The sequence below is a fragment of the Lactococcus sp. UBA7128 genome, from assembly GCF_002492185.1.
GTDB classification, from domain to species: domain Bacteria; phylum Bacillota; class Bacilli; order Lactobacillales; family Streptococcaceae; genus Lactococcus; species Lactococcus muris.
The window spans coordinates 1-3,104 of record NZ_DKXK01000065.1 but is presented as its reverse complement, the minus strand read 5'-3'; the positions used below and the strand labels follow the sequence as shown (position 1 = coordinate 3,104).

The window sequence follows — 3,104 nt, the reverse complement described above, 5'->3', positions numbered from 1 at the left end:
CTACTTTTATAGTATAGCTCCAACTTATTCAGAATCAAAAGGTACAAAAGGTGAAAAGGAGATGATGAAAGCTGCCGAAGAAGCAGTTAACATCTATGATAATGCCTTTGAAAATAACATTCGTGAGCTGTCTCAAGCAGAGCTTGACTACCAACAAGATATTCAGATGGTTCAATTTAAAAATTATAGAGAAGCAATTTATGCAGCTTATCCAGATTTGATAGGAGATTCTGGTTTTCTTGAAGCAAATCATGAGCGTATCATGATATTGAGAAATGTAGAAAATGACAAGCTGAATAAAATATTTTCAGAATCAACTACGCTAGCTGAGTTCAAAACCCACACTATGCAAGCATTAGATGAGGAAGAAAAAGAACAATACATGGCGGACGAGATTTATGCAAAATACACAGTAGATGGTGATATTTGTAACATAAAGGAAGAGTATTTTACAGAGTACCTTCCAAATTTAAAAAAATCTGAAGCCCCTGAAAATGTTTTAAGTTACGACAACAAGAATCATGGTACATCTGAAAAGTTGATTCAAGGACGAGGCTTTGAAAATATGACATCGAAAAATAATGATTTTGATGACGACTTTGACCTAGATGATGATTGGGATTTGGAACCATAGTATTTAATCACATCACATTTCATCACAACATAAATATCAACAATTAATAAGGAGACATTATGGAAAATACAAACACAACCTCAAAATCATTTAAATTTAATGCCTTTTGGCTCAACCTATTAATCCTCTATCGTGAGCTTTATCAATCCTACTATAGAGTTTTTATCCCTGCCACTCTTCTTTCCCTGCTTTTACCACTACTTAAATCATCGTCACAATTTATAGATGGAATCAAAAGTATTGAAGCAGTACTGATCCCCTTCAGTCTAATCTATCTTATTTTGATTGTGACATTTAAAATAGCCATTGATAATTTTTTTAGAGAAAATTTTTTAAATTATTTTCTCAACTTTGTCATCCGTCATCGAAAAAAGCTAGTATTATTACTCTTTCTTGGAGGGTTTCATGGGCTTTCCGAGTTAACACTTTCTTTATCTGGAAAGAAATTTGACGAGTTGGCTCTAAATATACTGAATGCAGGACTAACCTTCTTCCTTCTGGATTACTTTATCTTAGAAACTGAAGATAGCATATCTGATGTTGTCTTTAATAAATCACACGCTTTCAACTCTGATCAACCTACACTTGCTTTAACTTCACTTGGAAAAGAAAAAATTTCTGTGTTGACACTCCAAAAACAATATGATTTGCCCAATCAAATTACAAAAGGGAATATTGAACTGCATTTAAAAGGGGTGTTTACTCCAGTTCGACGTCACTTTATTCGACTTTCAAATTCTGAGGAAAAACTTCTTAATTCATACTATACCCATCACCTCTTCAAACTTCACAAAATTATTCAATTCTTTAATGCTGCAATTCTCACTTTAAAAGAAAAAAGTCTGAAACGAGCAAAAGGAGATTATTTTGAAAAACAAAACACAATGTCGCTAAAACAAAAGACCAGATATACTTTCATTTTAAATATTAGTGTCATCCTTTTATTTTTCATTCTTAAAACATGGCTTACAAAATAACAGCGGAGGAATTATAAATTGAATAGAAATGAACTTATACAAATACAACACGATTTTATTTCTACATTTCAAACTTTAACACGTGAAGAAAAACTTGAATTTTTGAATTTCAATCGTTATCATCATAAACGACCTATTCAAGACATTATCTCAATCTTTATACAGTACCCCGATGCTCGTTATCTGGGTACTTTTGAATTTTGGAAGAATTACAGCAAAGAATCGAGTGTTCAATTTGGCCAAAAAGTTGCCGTTAAACTTTATGACAAACAAGGCCGACTTTCTGAACAACTCTTTGACATCGCACAAACCACACTCCATAGCTTACCTAAAATTCATGATACTGTCCTTTCTGACCGTGTATTAACCAACTCTCTTGCGGAACTTACAGGAAATGACTACTTTATTGGTGAAGAAAATCATGGCCAATACTTTGATAGTATCTCGGATTATATTAAGCAATATATTGAAGAAAAAGTTCCAAAAGAAGCCCTTAAACACTATTCTCAAAAACAACAAGAATTAGCTCTGATTCTTGCAAAATATAATATTTGTGAAGAGTTTGGAGCTTTTTTAGATGAAAGTAATCGCTATGAGTCTTTCCTAGACAATATTGGTAGATCAATTGATAAACTCGATTCTGATGATAACCTATTACGTATTTTCGCACTCGGAAATAATTATTCTAAAGAGCTCTCTCTACAAGTTCACAATTTATATAAAGAGGTTGAGAAACGAACAGATCGTCTCATTAAAGAACAAAGAAGTTTGAATGAAAAGATTGATGCACTTGGTAGCAACCTATCTTTTGAACAACTTGATACTCTAGAGCAAGAAATTTCTTCTCTAGAGGAAGTTTTTTCTTCGAATTCTAGGGAACAAGAGCTTGAAGGAGAAGTCTCTGTATCAGATAGACAATTATCTGAAAAACAAGACTTAAAAGCGTTTGAAAGTGCAATGTCTGATGGCATTTATGACTTTATTGCCAGGGATTCTGATTTATTTATGGAAGTGATGCCCGAACCATTCGGAGATATAAGCGTTGATGCTTCTACTCACCAGGATAAAATCATCGTTTACCGTGTGAATATGGAAACTGAACGACTCTATAAGTGGCTTGAAATGGAAAAAAGAACAGGAGCTCTAGTCTTTAAAACTTCAACTGTTGACAAACTAACGGAAGCACAAAAGACCGAATTACTGAAATTTATCAAACGTGAGTACGATAAACTTACAGCTTTGAAAGAAGAGAACAAACAACATTCCAATCAAACAAAAAAAGAGAGTGAAGGCTATGTGGAGTATAATTTAAGTGATTTTCCCTATAAGGTAGGCGATTTTCTTAGTCATAAATGGACTGACCCTTCAAAACACACACATCACCAAATTTTTAGAGTCGTAAGACTTGCGGATGAAAAAACTAGTCACGTACTTTTAGATGAAATTGAAAGTACAGATGGGAAAGCTTATGGACTAATGTCAAATAATTAGAC

Annotated in this window: 3 protein-coding genes; all 3 read left to right on the top strand. The window is 33.2% G+C overall.

The annotated features are described in order from the left end of the window. Window positions 1-634 (top strand): hypothetical protein (locus B4H39_RS07080; RefSeq protein ID WP_286927554.1); only part of this gene is annotated, 634 nt, incomplete at its 5' end. Between the two features lie 59 nt (window positions 635-693). Further along, window positions 694-1,611 carry a hypothetical protein gene (locus B4H39_RS07075; protein ID WP_286927553.1) on the top strand — a complete coding sequence of 306 codons (918 nt, stop codon included), beginning with the start codon at window positions 694-696 and terminating at the stop codon, window positions 1,609-1,611. A gap of 18 nt (window positions 1,612-1,629) precedes the next feature. Then, a complete protein-coding gene (locus B4H39_RS07070) occupies window positions 1,630-3,102 on the top strand; it encodes a hypothetical protein (RefSeq protein WP_286927552.1) in 1,473 nt (490 codons plus the stop codon). Window positions 3,103-3,104 lie beyond the last annotated feature (2 nt).